The sequence below is a fragment of the Pseudoalteromonas sp. Scap06 genome (genome assembly GCF_013394165.1).
In the GTDB taxonomy this organism is placed as follows: domain Bacteria; phylum Pseudomonadota; class Gammaproteobacteria; order Enterobacterales; family Alteromonadaceae; genus Pseudoalteromonas.
Genome location: NZ_CP041330.1, coordinates 1 through 18,139 on the forward strand (window position 1 = coordinate 1; position 18,139 = coordinate 18,139).

Below are 18,139 nucleotides of genomic sequence, written 5' to 3' on the forward strand. Positions count from 1 at the left end.
TTGATGTGCGGGAATAAAAATTATATCTCTGGGAGTTTTACTGTGTATCTGTCGGTTTGGCAAAGTTGTTTATATGTATTGCAAGATGAGTTGCCTTCGCAGCAATTCAGTATGTGGGTCAGACCACTTCAAGCAGAAAGTACCGAAGATACCTTGACGATTTATGCGCCTAATCGTTTCGTACTTGATTGGGTGAGAGAGAAGTACTTAAATAGAATAAATGAATTATTGGTAGAAATTTGTGGTGTAGAAGCACCCGAGTTACGTTTTGATGTAGGTAGTAAGCCGCTATTAAATGCACAAGCTGCACCGGTGGTTGAAACACAATCAGCGCCAAGCACGCAATCAACGGCAAAACAACAACCTCGAGAACAAAAACCGGTTGTAGAACCAGCTCCTAAATCTGGTTATAAATCAAACATTAAAGAAAACTACACCTTTGATAGCTTTGTTGAGGGTAAATCTAACCAATTAGCAAAAGCGGCTGCCACTCAGGTAGCAGACAACCCTGGCTCTGCATTTAACCCTGTATTTATTTACGGTGGTACAGGCTTAGGTAAGACGCATTTATTACATGCGGTAGGCAACGGTATTATGGCCAATAAGCCCGATGCTAAAATTGTTTACATGCATTCAGAACGTTTCGTTCAAGACATGGTTAAAGCACTGCAAAATAATGCGATCGAAGAGTTTAAGCGTTATTACCGTAGTGTTGACGCATTAATGATTGATGACATTCAATTTTTTGCTAATAAAGAACGTTCTCAAGAAGAATTCTTTCATACCTTTAATGCATTATTAGAAGGTAACCAACAAATTATTTTAACCTCTGACCGTTACCCTAAAGAGATTGAAGGGGTTGAAGATCGCCTTAAATCTCGTTTTGGTTGGGGATTAACCATCGCGATTGAGCCGCCAGAGCTTGAAACTCGCGTTGCTATTTTGATGAAAAAAGCCCAGCAAAGTAAAATTAACTTACCGCATGAAGTGGCATTTTTTATTGCTAAAAAATTACGCTCAAACGTACGTGAGCTTGAAGGGGCATTAAACCGTGTAATTGCTAACGCAAACTTTACCGGTCGCCCAATTTCTATCGACTTTGTAAAAGAAGCACTGCGTGATTTATTAGCGCTGCAAGACAAACTAGTCACCATAGACAACATTCAACGTACGGTTGCTGAATACTATAGAATACGTGTATCTGATTTACTGTCTAAGCGCCGTAGCCGCTCTATAGCAAGGCCTCGCCAAGTTGCCATGGCATTATCTAAAGAACTCACTAATCACAGTTTACCTGAGATTGGGGATGCTTTTGGTGGGCGTGACCATACAACAGTACTGCACGCGTGTCGCAAAGTTAAATCATTACGTGACGAAAGCCACGAGATTAAAGAAGATTACCAAAACTTAATAAGAACATTGTCATCTTAGGGCTGACTTTATTATGCAAATAACAATATCAAGAGAACAATTTTTAAAACCATTGGTACAAGTATCGGGTGCCATTGAGCGTAAGCATACGTTACCTATTTTATCTAACGTATTGCTCGTGGTAGAAAATGGCCAGCTTTCAATGACAGGGACCGACCTTGAAATTGAATTAGTGGCGAGTGTATTTGTGGGTGACGATGTTGCCGATACTAAACTTACATTGCCGGCTAAAAAATTACTCGATATTTGTAAAAGTTTACCGGATGGCTCTGATCTTACTTTAAGCTTGCAAGACCATCAGCTACTTTTAACCAGTGGTAAAAGTCGTTTTTCATTGACCACTTTAGCTGCTGAAGATTTTCCTAATTTAGAGCAGTGGGATGGTGAGGTTGAGTTTCAACTAACGCGTTTAGAGTTGCGTAAATTACTTGAAAGCACACACTTTTCAATGGCAAACCAAGATGTGCGTTATTACTTAAACGGCATGTCGTTTGAAGTTGATAACAGCGATATAAAAACAGTTGCCACTGATGGGCACCGTTTAGCTATTGCACAAAAACAACTAGGTCAGTCGTTAAATACACAGCGCCAATTAATTATACCGCGCAAAGGCGTGCAAGAAATTATGCGTCTAATGGTTGCTGATCAAGAGCTGGTAACTATTCAGTTTGGTGCCAACCACATTCGTATTATTGATATTGAATTTACCTTTACGAGTAAATTAGTTGATGGTCGATTCCCTGATTACCGTCGTGTTTTGCCGCGCGGTGGCGATAAGGTAATTACCGCGAATCGTGAATGGCTTCGTAATGCGTTTCAGCGTGTGTCGATTTTATCGAACGAAAAGTTTCGTGGTGTACGCTTAAATTTATCAAACGGTTTATTAAAAATTACAGCCAACAACCCAGAGCAAGAGCAAGCTGAAGAAGTGGTTGAAGTAATGTACGAGGGTGATGACCTAGAAATAGGCTTTAATGTCTCTTATGTATTAGATGTATTAAATACATTAAAAACCGAAGATGTATTATTTACCCTTGCCGATTCAAACAGTAGTGCACTTATAGAAGGTGCTGGCGATGAAGAAGCTATGTACGTTGTTATGCCAATGCGTTTATAAGATCATAAATACATAATGAGCTTAAGTCATTTGAGCCTCAAATATTTTCGTAATATTGAGGCACTGACGCTAGAACCAGTTAATGGCGTTAATATAATTTATGGTGAAAACGGCAGCGGAAAAACCAGCCTTTTAGAGGCTATTTATTACCTTTCTCACGGCAAATCTTTCCGAACCTCTAAACATAAAAGCATCATCGCTCATCAACAAGATCAGTTTGTTATTCATGGCCGAAAAGCGTTACACGATTTATCTATTCCAATAGGGATAAGTAAAACCCAAACGGGTGAAACCAATTTAAAAATACAGGGTAAGGCGAGTCGAAAAGTATCTGAACTTGCTCAACTTATGCCTGTGCAAGTTATCACACCAGAAAGCTATTCATTATTTTTTGGTGGCCCTAAAGAGCGCAGAAAGTTTTTAGACTTAGGTTTGTTCCACGTGGAACATGAGTTTTTTTTCTTGTGGCAATCGTTTAATAAAGTGCTAAAACAGCGCAATGCATTGTTGAAATCTAAGCCTAAGAATTATTTTGACCAAATCAAGTTTTGGGATAAAGAATTTGTTAGACTGGCTGAACAAATAAATAAATTAAGAATCGCGTATATAACTAGGTTTAAGCAGCAGTTTTTTGATAAAATGTGTGCAGAATTAACGCTAATACGCGATCTAGAAATTAGCTTTAATGCAGGCTGGAAAGAGGCCGAATCTCTTTCTGATGCGTTAGAGCAAAGCTTTGAGCGAGATGCTCGCCAAGGCTTTACTAGTAAAGGCCCTCATAAGGCTGATTTTAGTTTTAGTGTCGCTGGCAGCAGTGTTGAGAATGTATTCTCACGCGGGCAGTTAAAGCTATTGTTGTATGCGTTAAAAGTAACGCAAAATAGTTTGATTGAGTCAGAGACAGATAAGCAATCTATATTGCTAATAGATGATTTACCTTCAGAGCTAAGCGAAGATACAAAAGAGAAAGTGGGTCAGTTATTGACACATTGCAGTTCTCAAATATTTATTTCTTCAATTTTATCTGAAAGTATTTCTGCTGTGGTGGAACCCATGAAACGAGAACTAAAAATGTTCCACGTGAAACATGGCAACCTAATAACAAGATAAGTGGGATTAACCATGTCTGAGAATTATGATTCGTCGAGTATTAAAGTACTTAAAGGATTAGATGCAGTAAGAAAGCGTCCTGGTATGTATATAGGGGACACCGATGATGGTACGGGCTTACACCACATGGTGTTTGAGGTCGTTGATAACTCTATCGATGAGGCCTTAGCAGGTCACTGTGATGATATATTTGTCACAATTCACTTAGACGGTTCGGTATCTGTAAGAGATAACGGCCGTGGTATTCCTACTTCTATACATGAAGAAGAAGGTGTATCTGCAGCTGAAGTTATTATGACGGTATTACATGCTGGTGGTAAGTTTGATGATAACTCTTATAAAGTATCAGGTGGCTTACACGGTGTTGGTGTATCGGTAGTAAATGCATTATCAGAAAAGTTAAAACTAACTATTCGTCGTGAAGGTAAACTTTACGAGCAGTTTTACACTATGGGTGTTCCAGATGCACCACTTGCAGCTATTGGTGATTCTGAAACAACCGGTACTGAGTTACGTTTTTGGCCAAGTGCAGAAACGTTTACTAACCTAGATTTCCATTACGATATTTTAGCTAAGCGTTTACGCGAGTTATCGTTTTTGAACTCAGGTGTAAGCATCATTTTAAATGATGAGCGCGAAGAAAATAAGAGTGACCATTTTAAATACGAAGGTGGTATTAGAGCGTTCGTTGAATACTTAAACCGTAATAAAACGCCTGTACACAAAGGGGTATTCCACTTTACTCACGAACGTGAAGAAGACGGTATTAGTGTAGAAGTATCAATGCAGTGGAATGATGCGTTCCAAGAAAACATTTACTGTTTTACTAATAACATTCCACAACGTGATGGTGGTACTCACTTAGCTGGTTTTAGATCTGCGCTAACACGTACGCTGAATAACTACATGGAAAAAGAAGGCTTTAACAAAAAAGCTAAAACAACCAGTAACGCAACGGGCGATGATGCTCGTGAAGGCTTAACGGCTGTTGTTAGTGTTAAAGTACCTGATCCTAAATTCTCATCACAGACAAAAGACAAGCTAGTATCTAGTGAAGTTAAGTCTGCGGTTGAGCAAGCAATGGCTGAAAAATTCACTGAGTTTTTATTAGAAAACCCAATGGATGCAAAAATTGTTGTTGGCAAAATTATTGATGCAGCACGCGCGCGTGAAGCAGCCCGTAAAGCACGTGAAATGACCCGCCGTAAAGGTGCTATGGATTTAGCTGGTTTACCGGGTAAACTAGCGGATTGCCAAGAAAAAGATCCAGCCCAATCTGAACTATACATAGTGGAGGGTGACTCAGCTGGCGGTTCAGCCAAGCAGGGTCGTAACCGTAAGAATCAAGCGATTCTTCCGCTTAAAGGTAAAATCTTAAACGTAGAAAAAGCACGTTTTGATAAAATGTTATCTTCGCAAGAAGTGGCAACGCTAATTACTGCATTAGGTTGTGGTATTGGCCGTGACGAGTATGACCCTGAAAAATTACGTTATCATCGCATCATTATCATGACCGATGCCGACGTGGATGGTTCTCACATTCGTACTTTGCTACTAACATTTTTCTACCGTCAAATGCCGGAAATTGTTGAACGTGGTTACATTTATATTGCTCAGCCTCCACTTTATAAAGTGAAAAAAGGTAAGCAAGAGCGTTATATTAAAGATGATCCAGCATTAGTTGATTACCTTACATCTTTAGCGCTAAGCAATGCAGCACTGTACACTAGTGATAGTGCTGAAGCAGTTGATGGTGAAGCATTAGAGTCAATTGTTCACGATTATCAAAACACGGTTAAAGTTATCGAGCGCTTAAAGCGTAAGTATCCGAACACAGTTATGAACCGTTTGATTTACCAAAGTGAGCTGAAAAAAGAACACCTTTCAGACGAAGCTAAGGTAGTTGCTTGGACTAAAGAGCTGGTTGATGACTTAATTGAACGTGATGAAGATGCAACTATTTTCCATGCGGGAACTGAGCACGATACAGAGCGTAACTTGTATTATCCAGTTGTGAATATTCGTCAGCATGGTGTGGATAAAGCACACGTACTTCATTATGACTTTATTACATCAAGAGACTACCAACGTATTGCTGTAACTGGTAAAAACATTGCTAATATCATCACTGAGGGTGCATATATCCAACGTGGTGAGAAAACAAAACCTGTTGATAACTTTGTGGATGCATTGGAATGGTTGATCGCAGAGTCTAAGCGTGGGATCTACATTCAACGCTACAAAGGACTAGGTGAAATGAACCCAAGTCAGCTTTGGGAAACCACCATGGATCCTAGCGCACGCCGTATGTTGCAAGTAACAATTGAAGATGCTGTTGCAGCGGATCAATTATTTGCCACATTAATGGGCGATCAAGTTGAGCCGCGTCGTGAGTTTATTGAAACGAACGCACTGCGTGTGGTTAACTTAGACGTATAAAACATTATCGTAATCACAAAAAAGGAGCCTTAGGCTCCTTTTTTATTTTTTCAAACGCACAAACTGCTTAAAACCTGAGTGTGCACAAGGTATACTGAGGGTAATTTTCACGCTACTTCTCAGATAGTAAAAAGCCAAAATATGCAAAAATATGACGTTAAAACCTTTCAAGGTTTGATCCTGGCTTTACAGGATTATTGGGCACAGCAAGGCTGTGTCATTATTCAACCACTTGACATGGAAGTGGGCGCAGGGACATTTCACCCGCAAACATTTTTAAAATCAATTGGCCCAGAGCCAATGTCGAGCGCATACGTTCAACCGTGTCGTCGTCCTACCGATGGTCGTTACGGTGAAAACCCAAACCGCTTACAACATTACTACCAATTCCAAGTTGTGTTAAAACCATCACCAGACAATATTCAAGAGCTTTACTTAGGTTCTTTAGCTGCTGTAGGTATTGATACCTTAACTGACGAAGTTCGCTTTGTAGAAGATAACTGGGAATCACCTACATTAGGTGCGTGGGGCCTAGGTTGGGAAATTTGGTTAAATGGTATGGAAGTAACGCAGTTTACTTACTTCCAGCAGGTGGGCGGTTTAGAATGCTCACCGGTAACGGGTGAGATTACTTACGGCCTAGAGCGTTTAGCAATGTACATTCAAGGCGTAGATAGCATTTACGACCTAGTATGGGCAGACGGTCCATTTGGGCGCGTAACTTACGGTGATGTGTTCCATCAAAATGAAGTTGAGCAATCAACCTATAACTTTGAACATGCAAACGTAGCCGACTTATTTGAACAGTTTGATAAATGTGAAGCTGAGAGCCAAAAGCTAATTGAAGCAAGCCTACCATTACCAGCCTACGAGCAAGTAATGAAAGCATCGCACGCATTTAACTTATTAGACGCACGTCATGCTATTTCAGTAACTGAGCGTCAACGTTATATTTTACGCGTTCGTGCGTTATCAAAAGCGTGTGCACAAAGTTATTACGATGCACGTGAAGCACTTGGTTTCCCGCTGTGTAAGGATAAGTAAGCATGTCAGCAGAAAATTTATTAGTAGAAATTGGCACCGAAGAGTTGCCACCAAAAGCACTTCGTAAATTAGCCGAAGCCTTTGCTGCAAACTTAACAGCAGAATTAGAAAGTCTAGAACTAGGTCACCAAGGTGTGAACTGGTATGCATCGCCACGTCGTTTAGGTTTACAAGTAAAAGCACTTGAAGCTAAACAACAGGACAAAGAAGTTGAAAAACGTGGCCCTGCAACTAAAGCCGCTTTTGATGCTGAGGGTAACCCAACTAAAGCAGCCATGGGTTGGGCTCGTGGTTGTGGTATTGAAGTAAAAGATGCGCAAACACTAGAAACAGATAAGGGCGCATGGTTATTGCACATAGCTAAAGTAGCAGGGCAAGAAACCAAAACGTTAATGACCGACGCTATAAGCAAAGCGCTAGCTAAACTACCTATCCCTAAACCAATGCGTTGGGGTGCGAATAAAACACAATTTATTCGTCCTGTGCATACGGTAACTATTTTATTCGGTAGTGAACTGGTTGAGGGTGAAATTCTTGGTAAGCAAGTGAGTAATCAATTGCAAGGCCATCGTTTTCATCACCCTGAAAAAATTAGCATTGATCATGCTGATGATGTGTTTGATGTACTTAAATCAGCTTACGTTGTTGCTGACTACGAACAGCGTAAAGCACAGATTCGCGCGCAAATAGAAGATGCAGCCAAAGCAGTTAATGCCGTTGTTGCTATGGATGAAGACTTACTTGAAGAAGTTACTTCATTGGTAGAATGGCCAGTAACGCTAACAGCCACATTTGAAGAAGCATTTTTAGATGTACCTGCTGAAGCGCTTATTTACACCATGAAAGACGATCAGAAATACTTTCCGTTATTAGATCAAGACGGCAAACTTTTAAATAAGTTTTTGTTTGTCTCTAACATCGAAAGTAAAGATCCTAGTGTAGTTATTTCTGGTAACGAAAAAGTAGTGCGCCCGCGTTTAGCTGATGCACAGTTCTTCTTTGAAACAGATAAAAAGAAAACATTAGAAAGCCGTTTAGAGTCTCTTGATAGCGTATTGTTCCAAAAACAACTTGGTACGCTTAAAGACAAGTCACAGCGTATTAGTGAACTAGCTGGTTACATTGCCGAGCAACTTGGTGCCGACAAAGAGCTAGCAGCGCGTGCAGGCTTATTAAGTAAAACAGACTTAATGACCGAAATGGTAATGGAATTTACCGACGTACAAGGTGTAATGGGAATGCATTACGCGCGTCACGATGGTGAAGCAGAAGAAGTTGCAGTGGCACAAAACGAACAATACATGCCACGTTTTGCCGGTGATAACTTACCAACTAATTTGATCAGCTGTGCAGTCGCCATTGCCGATAAGTTTGATACGCTGGTGGGTATTTTTGGTATAGGCCAAGCACCAAAAGGTGATAAAGACCCATTTGCACTTCGTCGTGCTGCTATTGGTGCATTACGTATCATGGTAGAAAAACAGCTACCGCTTGATATTTTAGACCTGGTTGCTAAATCACAAACTCTGTTTGGTGAAAAGCTAACTAACCTAAATGTATCAACAGATGTGTTTGACTTTATGCTAGGGCGTTTCCGTGCTTGGTATCAAGATGAAGGTATTGAAGTAGATGTGATTCAAGCCGTACTGGCGCGTCGTCCAACCAAGCCTGTTGATTTTGATCGCCGAGTTAAAGCCGTAAGTCATTTCCGTACATTAGACGCCGCAGAATCGCTTGCAGCGGCTAATAAGCGTGTAAGTAATATTCTGGCTAAAAATAACATTACAACGCAAGGTGATGTTGATCAGAGCTTATTAAGTGATGATGCTGAAAAAGTGCTTGCTTCGCAAGTTGCAAAATTTGCCACTGATTTAGCACCACTGTACAGCGATGGAAACTACCAAGAGGCATTGAGCCAATTAGCAGGCATTCGTGAGAGTGTTGATAACTTTTTTGACAATGTCATGGTAATGGCTGACGATGAAGCAGTTAAGCAAAACCGTCTTGCGCTTTTAAGCCAGCTTAGCGGGTTATTTTTAGAAATTGCAGATATTTCTGTGTTACAAAAATAACAGCTTATAGCTATTTAAAAAGCCAGCATTATGCTGGCTTTTTAGTATTCACTGTATGCAAAGGATACAAATGATGATCTCTATAAAACGAATTTTAACGTTAGCAATGGCTGGTTTACTTACGGCCTGTACCAGCCAAATTTCGATTAACGACGTGTTGCCGCAGCAAGAATTGGATCGCAGTATTTATTTAAGAGGGGATTTCACATTATGGGATGCAGAACCTCAATATCAATTTAAACAAGTCGGCCCTTCGCTTTACCAAGCCCAAGTTAAATTTTCGACCCCAGGTAAAGTGTACGAGTTTAAAATAGCCGATGCAGATTTTAGTGAAGGTTTTAACTGTGGCTACAGCGATTCACAGCCATCAGGACAAAGCCTAACACTTGGCCAATCAACGCGCGCCGATTGTAATACCATTTATAATTACTTTAGCTACACACCCGCAATCAAAGGGTCGTACATAGTCAGCATTGATTTTAGTGACTACGATAAGCCGCAAGTAACGATAACTAAGAAGTAAGAGCAGTAAGCTATAAGCAGTCAGTCGTTAGCTTAAATATAAAATAAAAAACCGTGCTTGATTTAACAAACACGGTTTTTTAATTTTTAGCTGATAGCTGATAGCTGATAGCTGATAGCTGATAGCTGATAGCTGATAGCTGATAGCTGATAGCTGATAGCTGATAGCTGATAGCTGATAGCTGATAGCTGATAGCTGATAGCTGATAGCTGATAGCTGATAGCTGATAGCTGATTACAACCCTTTCTTCACCACATATCTATACGGTGATTCTTCAACTTCTTTAGCCACTAGCGTGTGATCCATAAAGGTACAAAAGCTGGGGATGTCGCGGGTGGTTGAAGGGTCGTCGGCAATAATAAGCAGTGTTTCACCATCGCTCATTTTACGAATCGCAGCGCGTACCATCATCACCGGCTCTGGGCAACGAAGGCCGATGGCATCTAATTGGTGATCGGGGTTATCAAAGCTCATAAAAATTACCTGTAAAAATAGTCGCGGCTTGGTTAGGTCGGGTAGTTTAGCGTAAATAAAGCTGTTGGTTAACTATTTTACGTATAACAAAACAGCTCAACTTATTAATAGATAATCTGAAATAAGTTTAATGCACCCGATCATATTATTCATTTTAAACCTGCAAAAGCTGGTGGCATAAAAAAGGCGAACTAACTTGCGCTAGTTCGCCTTTTAATCACCAAGATGGTTTTACATGTTAAAAACTAATTAGTCTTGAACACGTTCAAATACAGTGGCAATGCCTTGGCCTAAACCAATACACATAGTTGCCAAACCGTATTTTGCGTTTTTGTCTTCCATTAAGTGAATAAGCGAGGTGCTAATACGTGAACCCGAACAACCCAGAGGGTGACCAAGTGCGATAGCGCCGCCGTTTAAATTCACTTTTTCGTCAACCACGTCTGCTAAACCTAGATCTTTAAGTACAGGCAGTGATTGTGCTGCGAATGCTTCGTTAAGCTCAGCTACGTCAATGTCATCAATGGTAATACCGGCTTGTGCTAATGCTTTTTTACTTGCAGGTACTGGACCGTAACCCATGATTGATGGATCGCAACCGGCAACAGCCATAGCACGAATACGTGCACGAATTGGTAAGCCCAATTCTTTTGCTTTTTCTTCGCTCATTACTAACATGGCTGATGCGCCGTCAGAAAGTGCAGAAGATGTGCCCGCAGTAACAGAGCCCGTAGCAGGGTTAAATACTGGACGCAGCTGCGATAAACCTTCAACTGTTGTCTCTGGACGAATTACTTCATCATCTTCAACAAGAATAAGTGAACCGTCAGCATCGTGACCTTCCATTGCTAAAATTTCGCGGCGGAAACGGCCTTCAACTGTTGCAGCATGTGCACGTTGATGCGAGCGGTAAGCAAACTCATCTTGTTGCTCACGGCTAATACCGTGAAGCGTTGCAAGGTACTCAGCGGTTAAACCCATAGAGCCAGATGCTTGTGCAATTGATGTAGCTAGGCCAGGGTGAAAGTCGTTACCGTGAGTCATAGGTACGTGACCCATGTGCTCAACACCACCAATTAGGTATGTGTCGCCAGCGCCAGTCATAATTGCGCGAACAGCGTCATGCAATGCTTGCATTGATGAGCCACATAAACGGTTAACTGTGGTTGCTGGCACTGAATGTGGAATGCCTGCAAGTAGAGATGCGTTACGTGCAACGTTAAAGCCTTGCTCTAATGTTTGCTGTACACAGCCCCAATAAATATCGTCAATTGACGCAGGGTCAACTGCCGGATTACGTTCTAATAAGCCTTTCATTAAATGAGCGCTTAAGTCTTCCGCACGTTTGTTTTTAAATACGCCGCCTTTTGAGCGACCCATTGGTGTGCGGATACAATCTACAATTACTGGATTATTCATGATATTAACCTTCCACCTTATAGAAAACACGGCCTTCTTCAGCCCACTTGCGAGTTTGCTCTGATACTTGGTAAATCGCACCTAGGTGAGCGTATTTGTCAGCAGTTGCTACAAAGTTAGCTAAACCTGTTTGATCTAAGTAACGGAACGCGCCGCCTCTAAATGGAGGGAAACCAACACCGTATACAAGTGCCATATCAGCTTCTTGAGGAGAAGCAACAATGCCTTCTTGTAAACAAAGTAGCACTTCGTTGATCATTGGGATCATACAACGGTCAATGATTTCTTGTTTATCAAATTCTTTTGGTGCGTCTGTAATTGGTGCAAGTAGTTCAATCGCTGTTTGGTCATGTGACTTTTTAAGACGACCGCGACGATCTGTTTCGTACTTATAGAAACCTGCTTTGTTCTTTTGACCAAAACGTTTTTCGTTAGCAAAAACAGTCACTGGGTCTTTATCTGCACGTGCCATACGCTCAGGGAAACCGTCTGCCATTACGCCAGTACAATGATAAGCCGTATCAATACCTACAACATCAAGTAGGTAAGCCGGGCCCATTGGCCAGCCAAACACGTTTTCCATTACTTTATCTACTTTTGCAAAGTTAGCGCCTTCAACCACTAGTTTGCTAAAGCCAGCAAAGTAAGGGAATAAAACACGGTTTACAAAAAAGCCTGGGCAATCGTTAACAACAATCGGTGATTTACCTAGTTTGAGGGCATAATCAACCACGGCATTAATCGTTTTATCTGAGGTTTTTGCACCACGGATAATTTCTACTAATGGCATTTTTGGTACTGGGTTGAAAAAGTGCATACCACAGAAGTTTTCTGGCTTATCAAGCGCTTCTGCAAGTAGGTCGATACAAATAGTCGATGTATTTGACGTAAGTACCGTGCCTTCTGGCATATTCTTTTCAAGATCAGCAAGTACGGCTTGCTTCACTTTAGGGTTTTCTACTACGGCTTCAACAATAATGTTGGCGTTTTGTAGGTCTGCATCGTTAAGCGTTGGCTTGATTTTGCTAAGCGTTGCTAGCATTTTTTCCATCGGCATGTGGCCGCGCTTCACTTTTGCACCTAATAGTTTAGATGCTTCACCCATACCTAAATCTAGCGCATCCTGTTGGATGTCTTTCATTATGATTGGTGTGCCTTTATAAGCAGACTGGTATGCAATACCGCCACCCATAATACCTGCGCCTAATACTGCCGCTTGTTTAATTTCTACATCGCTGTGTTTAGCAAACTTACGTGCTTTACCTTTAATGTATTGGTCTGCTAAAAAGATACCCGTTTGAGCAGCAGCTTCACTAGTACGTGCTAGTTTTGCAAAGTTGGCATTTTCAATCGCCATTGCTTCGGCGCGTGAGCTGTTTGCTGCTGCTTTAATAGTGCGAACTGCCATAACTGGAGCAGGATAGTGGCCTTTGGTTTTACCCATTACCATACCTTCTGCCATTGCAAAGCTCATGCCTTGCTCAACACGGTTTAATTTAAGCGGTTGTAATTTTACAGCGCGTTTTGCTTGCCAATCTAGCTTGCCAGCAATCGCTAATTCTAGTGTTGCTAAACTTGACTCTTGTAGTTTGTTGGCACTAACTACCGCGTCAAATGCACCTACTTTAAGGGCGTCAGCAGCGCGATTTTCGTTACCTGTGGTGATCCACATCATCGCGTTATCGGCACCAATAATGCGCGGAAGGCGCACTGTACCGCCAAAACCAGGCATTATGCCTAATTTAACTTCTGGTAAGCCCATTTTTGCTGAGTCACTTGCAACACGATAATCGGTAGCAAGTGCCCACTCACAGCCGCCGCCAAGCGCCAAGCCGTTTACAACACTGAGTGTTGGGAATGGTAAGTCTTCAATTGCATCAAAAACGTCAGTTGCATCTTTGATCCACGTTACTAATTCTGCTTCAGGCTTAGTAAAAGTAGGTAAAAATTCGAAGATATCGGCACCAATAATAAAGTGGTCTTTATCACTGGTAAAAATCATGCCTTTAATATCAGTGTTAGCGGCTAATTCTTTTAATGCTGCCGCGCAATCTGAAAGAGTTTGTTGAGATAATGTGTTTACAGAACCTGTAGCACAAAACTTAAACTCGGCGATGTTTTCCTTCACGAAGCTAACTTCAAAGGAATCGCTTTTATATAACATTATTATTCTCCCTAGTTGATGAACTAAGACTGGTACGATGAGTTCATATTCAGACCAGTGTGCTTGCTTTAAATTAAAAATGCAACGAAAAATTTATCTTGGTTACAAACGTCTGGTTAAAATATAGCTGGTTTGGTGCTAAGGTGGGTTTGAAAGTTTTCTTTATTCATTTTATTGCGCTGTCTTAGTGTTCATAGCTTGGGTTTTATTAGAATAAATAGTACAGCTGTGTATGTGCTGTTGTTTACTTACTCTTCGCCACACTTCGTCAGCCTTGAAGGTTACTATGCCCTAAAGGACATTATGAAAAAATACTTATTAAGCGTAGCGGCAGCGACTCTATTTTTCTCTTTCCCCTCTGCCAACGCAAATACCGAACTTGATGCATTTTTAGATGCAGAAAAACAAGCCCGCTATGGCGATTACAATAGCTTTAAAGAAGCGGTAGACTCATTGTCTTACCCACTTAAGCCCTATGTAGAAAAAGCCTATTGGCAGCGCTACCCCAGTTTAAAACACCAAACAGAAATAGAAAACTTCCTCACTATTTATGAACACACTCCATTAGAGTGGCCAGTGCGCAAAGCATGGTTAAATTATTTAAAGCGCAGAAATAAAAAAGCAGCATTTATTAAAAACTACCGTGAAACCTCTGACACTGAGCTTAGTTGTACCCACCTTAGTTATCAGCTTGATCTTGGTGCGCCTAAAAAAGCAATACTCTCGCAGGTAACCGATATTTGGACGGTTGGCGAGTCACAGCCCAGTGAATGTGACGGGCTTTTTAAGCGTTGGCGACAAAATGGTTATTTAACCCCTGATGTTGTGTGGCAGCGTGTTACTTTAGCGGCACAAGGGGGCTCTTATCGTTTATTGCCTTATTTAAAAACCTTATTGCCAGCCAAGGAGCGTTATTTAGCTGATTTATATTCCAAGGTAAGGCGCGATCCTAGTGCTGCTGCAGGCCTTTACCGCTATAAACGTAAAACAGCCAAAGAAGGGGAAATAGCGCTTTATGGTATTAAGCGTTTAATTTGGCGTGATAAAGAGCTGGCATTAAAGGCGTGGCAAAAAATTGAAGGCATGTTTGATTTTGCTGATGATGAAAAGGCGGATGTATATTATACCTTTGCGCTGTCGTTGGCGTCGAGCGGCCATAGCCAGGCGAGCTTTTATTTAAATAAAGTCCCTAAAGCGCGTCAAGATCGTAAATTAATGCAATGGCAACTAGCCAATATGCTTAAAACTCAAGATTGGGAAGGCATTGCTGCATTTTTTACCGGTAAAGAAAATCTTAGTTTAGGGCAACAGTATTGGCTTGCTTATAGTTATGACAAACGCGCAGAGCATGAAAAAGCTAAGGCAATTTGGAGCAAGGTAGCCGCTAACCGTGATTATTACGGTTTTTTAGCCGCTGCTCGCTTAGGGTTACCGGTTGATTTAAATGAGCTACCAGTCAATGTAAATCAAGCCTTAGTGACAAAAGTCAGTAATGCACCAGGCTTTAAGCGTGCTAAGGCACTATATGAACTTGAGCGATTTACAGCGGCCAGACGTGAATGGAATTATTTAACCAACACTTCTGAAGATGATGAAAAGCTAGCAGCGTCAGTGCTTGCGGCAGAACTTGATTGGTTTGATAGTACAATATTTACCCTAGCAAAAATAAAAGCATGGGATTATGTTGATTTGCGTTTTCCATTTGCGTTTCAAGACATGTTTGAGCGCTACAGTAAGCGTAGCAAAATAGATTTAACTTGGAGTATCGCTATTGCGCGTCGAGAAAGCTCATTTGCACCCGATGCCCGTTCTCATGCAAATGCACGCGGGTTAATGCAGTTATTACCAAGCACCGCAAAATATATTAACAAAGGCGATGTATCTAACCATCGGTTGTATCAGCCAAAAACCAATATTCGACTTGGCACCCGTTATTTACAGTATTTAAAAATGAAAAATCACGGTAATGAGGTATTGGCAACAGCATCCTATAACGCCGGGTATCATCGAATTAAGCGTTGGTTACCAGAAGAAGCGATGCCTGCAGAGTTATGGGTTGAGCTTATTCCATATAGAGAAACTCGAGACTACGTAAAAAACGTATTTGCGTATCGGCAGGTTTACCATACTCGCCTTGGCCGAGAGGGGAATTTACTCGCGCCACTATTAGAGATGACCATGGGCGGGTAGTAAAAATAAATCTACAACAGCAGAGGGATATTTACACGGTAACTATCCCTCTTTTTTGAGCGCTTTGTTTATAAGTGATAGACTCAGAGCAAGTTAAATTTAACAGATGGGTTTATTATGGAAAAATTAGCCGTATTATACGCCGAACATATTGCAACATTGCAGCAGCGTACACGTACTATTTGTGAGCAAGAAGGGTTAGAAGGATTAGTCATTCATTCAGGCCAAGCTAAGCGCCAATTTTTAGATGATATGTATTACCCGTTTAAAGTTAACCCCCATTTTAAAGCGTGGTTACCGGTTATTGATAATCCGCATTGCTGGATTGTGGTAAATGGTAGCGATAAGCCAAAGCTTATTTTTTATCGTCCAATTGACTTTTGGCACAAGGTACCTGATGAACCAAGAGATTTTTGGGCAGAGTACTTCGATATTGAATTGCTACTAAAGCCTGATCAGGTTGAAAAGCTACTTCCTTACGATAAAGCTAAATTTGCCTACATTGGCGAATACCTAGAAGTGGCCCAAGCACTTGGTTTTAGCATTATGAATCCTGAGCCAGTACTTAACTATATTCATTATCACCGCGCTTATAAAACGCAATATGAACTTGAATGTTTACGTAATGCGAACCGTATTGCGGTAGATGGCCACAAAGCGGCGCGTGATGCGTTTTTTAATGGTGGTAGCGAGTTTGATATTCAGCAGGCGTACTTAATGGCAACGCGTCAGAGCGAAAATGAAATGCCATATGGCAACATTGTGGCCCTTAACGAAAACTGCGCTATTTTGCACTACACCCATTTTGAGCCAAAAGCACCGCAAACACATAACTCATTTTTAATTGATGCGGGGGCTAACTTTAATGGTTATGCTGCAGATATTACCCGTACCTACGACTTTAAAAAGCAAGGCGAGTTTGCTGATCTAGTTAAAGCAATGACGGCGCATCAGATTGAGTTAGGCAAAAGCTTAAAACCAGGTGTACTGTATGGCGAGCTACATATTGACTGCCATAACCGCATTGCACAGTTACTAAGTGACTTTGATATTGTTAAGTTACCTGCAGCTGAAATTGTTGAGCGTCAAATTACCTCAACCTTCTTTCCTCATGGCTTAGGGCATCATTTAGGTGCACAGGTACATGATGTAGGTGGCTTTATGCGTGATGAAACCGGTGCACATCAGGCACCACCAGAGGGTCATCCATTTTTACGCTGCACTCGCTTAATTGAGAAAAACCAAGTGTTTACTATTGAGCCAGGTTTGTACTTTATCGACTCTTTGTTGGGTGATTTAGCACAAACAGACAACAAGCAGTTTATTAACTGGGAAAAAGTAGAAGCGTTTAAACCATTTGGCGGCATTCGTATTGAAGATAATATTATTGTTCACGAAGACAGCCTAGAAAATATGACGCGTGATTTATTACTCGACTAATATTTAACTAGTAACAGTTTATATTATTCACGAAAGGGGCCTGTTGGCCCCATTTTTAATTTAACAGCCAAGTAAGCGCTATGTCAGAATATAAATACCCAGCCGACGATGTTTTTCATCAAGAAGAAATTAAAAAAAGTACCTTTATTGTGCATATAGGCCACACGCCTGATTTAAACTCTGCGAAAGCCTTTATTAAAAACATTGAAGAAAAATACAGTGATGCACGCCATAATTGTTGGGCGCATGTTGCGGGTAATCCTGGTGGAAGCCATGTTTATGGTTTTTCTGACGATGGAGAGCCAAATGGCACCGCCGGTAAACCTATGCTCAACGTGCTGGTGGGCTCTGGTCTAGGTGAAGTAACTGCTGTGGTAACACGATATTTTGGTGGTATAAAGCTTGGTACCGGTGGATTAGTTCGTGCTTATGGTGGCTCACTTAATAATGCCTTAGCAAAATTACAAACAGTGGTAAAAGTACCCAGCATTGAGCTGGTTGGCTTTAGTGAATACAGTATGCAAGGCGCAATAGAACAGCACTTAAAAACCAACTTTCAGGTACTTAATATTGAAAAGCAGTTTACGGCAAATATTGAGTGGAGTATTACTATTGATAGCCGCCAAGCACAGCAAGCATGCAAAGATATTTTTGATTTAAGTCACGGCGCAGTTGAGTTAACAATCAAAGAGTAATAGTCTTACATCCATCCTATT

Annotated in this window: 13 protein-coding genes; 10 read left to right on the top strand and 3 right to left on the bottom strand. The window is 41.1% G+C overall.

The window, feature by feature from the left end; all coding sequences use genetic code 11:
- Positions 1-42 precede the first annotated feature (42 nt).
- The 7 genes from dnaA (at position 43) to FLM47_RS00035 (ending at position 9,736) form a co-directional block, all read left to right on the top strand.
- The gene (dnaA, locus tag FLM47_RS00005; protein WP_024601489.1) at positions 43-1,431 is read left to right on the top strand and encodes a chromosomal replication initiator protein DnaA; all 1,389 of its coding nucleotides are present in this window, start codon (positions 43-45) and stop codon (positions 1,429-1,431) included.
- Between the two features lie 13 nt (positions 1,432-1,444).
- Complete coding sequence (dnaN, locus tag FLM47_RS00010) at positions 1,445-2,548, top strand: DNA polymerase III subunit beta (RefSeq protein ID WP_008112965.1); 1,104 nt, start codon at positions 1,445-1,447, stop codon at positions 2,546-2,548.
- Between the two features lie 15 nt (positions 2,549-2,563).
- Entirely contained in the window at positions 2,564-3,658 is a 1,095-nt protein-coding gene (gene recF / locus FLM47_RS00015; RefSeq protein ID WP_055013149.1) for a DNA replication/repair protein RecF, read from the top strand.
- A gap of 12 nt (positions 3,659-3,670) precedes the next feature.
- The gene (gyrB, locus tag FLM47_RS00020) at positions 3,671-6,097 is read left to right on the top strand and encodes a DNA topoisomerase (ATP-hydrolyzing) subunit B (protein WP_178954438.1); all 2,427 of its coding nucleotides are present in this window, start codon (positions 3,671-3,673) and stop codon (positions 6,095-6,097) included.
- A 141-nt stretch (positions 6,098-6,238) separates the two neighbouring features.
- Entirely contained in the window at positions 6,239-7,141 is a 903-nt protein-coding gene (glyQ, locus tag FLM47_RS00025; RefSeq protein WP_010392717.1) for a glycine--tRNA ligase subunit alpha, read from the top strand.
- A gap of 2 nt (positions 7,142-7,143) precedes the next feature.
- Positions 7,144-9,213, top strand: a complete 2,070-nt coding sequence (gene glyS, locus FLM47_RS00030) for a glycine--tRNA ligase subunit beta (RefSeq protein ID WP_178954440.1) — start codon at positions 7,144-7,146, stop codon at positions 9,211-9,213.
- 73 nt (positions 9,214-9,286) lie between these two features.
- Entirely contained in the window at positions 9,287-9,736 is a 450-nt protein-coding gene (locus FLM47_RS00035; protein ID WP_138571045.1) for a hypothetical protein, read from the top strand.
- Between the two features lie 234 nt (positions 9,737-9,970).
- Here FLM47_RS00035 and tusA read toward each other — a convergent pair whose 3' ends face one another.
- From tusA to fadB, 3 genes are all read right to left on the bottom strand, one after another.
- Positions 9,971-10,210: a sulfurtransferase TusA gene (gene tusA, locus FLM47_RS00040; RefSeq protein WP_008112953.1), complete on the bottom strand. Its 240-nt coding sequence runs from the start codon at positions 10,208-10,210 to the stop codon at positions 9,971-9,973.
- A gap of 249 nt (positions 10,211-10,459) precedes the next feature.
- Positions 10,460-11,629 (bottom strand): acetyl-CoA C-acyltransferase FadA, encoded by a 1,170-nt coding sequence (gene fadA, locus FLM47_RS00045; RefSeq protein WP_178954442.1) that lies wholly within the window; start codon positions 11,627-11,629, stop codon positions 10,460-10,462.
- 4 nt (positions 11,630-11,633) lie between these two features.
- On the bottom strand, positions 11,634-13,793 hold the full coding sequence (fadB, locus tag FLM47_RS00050) for a fatty acid oxidation complex subunit alpha FadB (protein ID WP_178954444.1): 2,160 nt from the start codon (positions 13,791-13,793) through the stop codon (positions 11,634-11,636).
- Positions 13,794-14,096: 303 nt separating this feature from the next.
- On the opposite strand from fadB, the gene FLM47_RS00055 reads away from it, so the two are divergent.
- From FLM47_RS00055 to FLM47_RS00065, 3 genes are all read left to right on the top strand, one after another.
- Complete coding sequence (locus FLM47_RS00055) at positions 14,097-15,983, top strand: transglycosylase SLT domain-containing protein (RefSeq protein ID WP_178954446.1); 1,887 nt, start codon at positions 14,097-14,099, stop codon at positions 15,981-15,983.
- Positions 15,984-16,100: 117 nt separating this feature from the next.
- Entirely contained in the window at positions 16,101-17,423 is a 1,323-nt protein-coding gene (gene pepQ / locus FLM47_RS00060) for a Xaa-Pro dipeptidase (protein WP_010392729.1), read from the top strand.
- 80 nt (positions 17,424-17,503) lie between these two features.
- A complete protein-coding gene (locus FLM47_RS00065) occupies positions 17,504-18,118 on the top strand; it encodes a YigZ family protein (RefSeq protein ID WP_076920146.1) in 615 nt (204 codons plus the stop codon).
- The last annotated feature ends 21 nt before the right edge of the window (positions 18,119-18,139 follow it).

Bases quoted from the DNA above. Each gene is read 5' to 3' on its own strand.
- FLM47_RS00035 (WP_138571045.1), top strand. From the start codon at position 9,287: ATGATCTCTATAAAACGAATTTTAACGTTAGCAATGGCTGGTTTACTT.
- pepQ (WP_010392729.1), top strand. From the start codon at position 16,101: ATGGAAAAATTAGCCGTATTATACGCCGAACATATTGCAACATTGCAG.
- glyQ (WP_010392717.1), top strand. From the start codon at position 6,239: ATGCAAAAATATGACGTTAAAACCTTTCAAGGTTTGATCCTGGCTTTA.
- tusA (WP_008112953.1), bottom strand. From the start codon at position 10,210: ATGAGCTTTGATAACCCCGATCACCAATTAGATGCCATCGGCCTTCGT.
- gyrB (WP_178954438.1), top strand. From the start codon at position 3,671: ATGTCTGAGAATTATGATTCGTCGAGTATTAAAGTACTTAAAGGATTA.
- glyS (WP_178954440.1), top strand. From the start codon at position 7,144: ATGTCAGCAGAAAATTTATTAGTAGAAATTGGCACCGAAGAGTTGCCA.
- recF (WP_055013149.1), top strand. From the start codon at position 2,564: ATGAGCTTAAGTCATTTGAGCCTCAAATATTTTCGTAATATTGAGGCA.
- dnaN (WP_008112965.1), top strand. From the start codon at position 1,445: ATGCAAATAACAATATCAAGAGAACAATTTTTAAAACCATTGGTACAA.
- FLM47_RS00065 (WP_076920146.1), top strand. From the start codon at position 17,504: ATGTCAGAATATAAATACCCAGCCGACGATGTTTTTCATCAAGAAGAA.
- fadA (WP_178954442.1), bottom strand. From the start codon at position 11,629: ATGAATAATCCAGTAATTGTAGATTGTATCCGCACACCAATGGGTCGC.
- fadB (WP_178954444.1), bottom strand. From the start codon at position 13,793: ATGTTATATAAAAGCGATTCCTTTGAAGTTAGCTTCGTGAAGGAAAAC.
- FLM47_RS00055 (WP_178954446.1), top strand. From the start codon at position 14,097: ATGAAAAAATACTTATTAAGCGTAGCGGCAGCGACTCTATTTTTCTCT.